This is a genomic window from Finegoldia sp. P3-F-LR, assembly GCF_052932165.1.
In genome coordinates this window covers 1-1176 of sequence record NZ_JBRFJE010000046.1, presented here as the reverse complement: position 1 = coordinate 1176, position 1176 = coordinate 1, and the positions used below count along the sequence as shown (strand labels likewise).

Annotated in this window: 1 protein-coding gene; it reads left to right on the top strand. The window is 32.2% G+C overall.

Going from position 1 to position 1176, the window contains the following annotated elements; genetic code table 11:
* Positions 1-1059, top strand: a 1059-nt coding sequence (locus ACU68U_RS09205) for an IS110 family transposase (protein WP_446763196.1), incomplete at its 5' end; no start/stop codon positions are given.
* Positions 1060-1176: the final 117 nt, after the last annotated feature.

Here is a 1176-nt window from a genome sequence, read left to right as displayed (position 1 = left end):
AAGTTTCAGAAATTTATTTCCTCTTTTTCGATTGATTTTAACAATTGTATTATTGGTATGGAAGCTACAGGTCATTATTGGCTGTCTCTTTATTCTTTCTTGATTGATTTAGGATTTTCTTGTATTGTTATTAATCCTATTCAGTCTGATGCTTTTAGAAAGATGTATATTAGACAGACTAAAAATGATTCTGTGGATTCTTTTGTTATCGCTCAAATTCTTAGGTTTGGCGAGTTTTCTGTTTCTCATTTTTCTGATGAGGATACTTTTGCTTTAAGAAATCTTTCTAGGTTCAGGTTTGCTCTTGTTGATGAAGCTTCTGATTGGAAAAGAAAGCTTGTTGCTATTTTAGATCAGGTTTTTCCTGAGTATTCTTCGCTTTTTTCTAATATTTATGGTGTAACTTCTAAAGAACTTTTGAGTAAGTATCCTTTGCCTGAGGACATGATTTCTATTCCTGCTGATGAGCTAGCTAAGATGTTGTCTAAGTGTAGTAAAGGACGCTTTGGTATTGATAAGGCTAAAGAAATCCAAGAGAAAGCTTCTAATTCCTTTGGTGTTAAGTTTGCTTTGAAGTCTTTTTCTTTTCAAATCAAACAAATTATTGCTCAAATTTCTTTTCTTGAAGATCAGATTTTTGAGATTGAAGATGAAATTTCTTCTATGATTAATTCTTTATGCCCTGTTATTACTTCTATTACCGGTATTGGTGATGTCTTAGGTGCTGCTATTTTCTCAGAAATCGGTGATATTTCACGATTTGAGAGAGCTAATCAGTTGGTTGCTTATGCTGGTTTAGATGTTGCTGTTAAGCAATCTGGTAATTTTAATGCTACTGATACTAAGATTTCTAAACGTGGTTCTCCTTATCTTAGACGTGCTATTTGGCTTGCTGCTTGTGTTGCTGCTTTTAAAGATCCTGCTTTGTCTGTGTATTATCAAAAACTTAGACAAAGAGGTAAAGCTCATGGTACAGCTATTGGTGCTGTTGCTAGAAAACTTACTAACATTATTTTTGCTGTTTTGAGGGATAACAAAGCTTACATACCTAATATTTAGTTGTTGTGTAATTCTTATTAAATTTTTCTAAGCCTAATTTTTTAGGCTTGTTTGACATGCCTTAAATTTCAAGATAAATTATTTTTTATTTTCTCTTGACATTTGATAGCTGGTCTT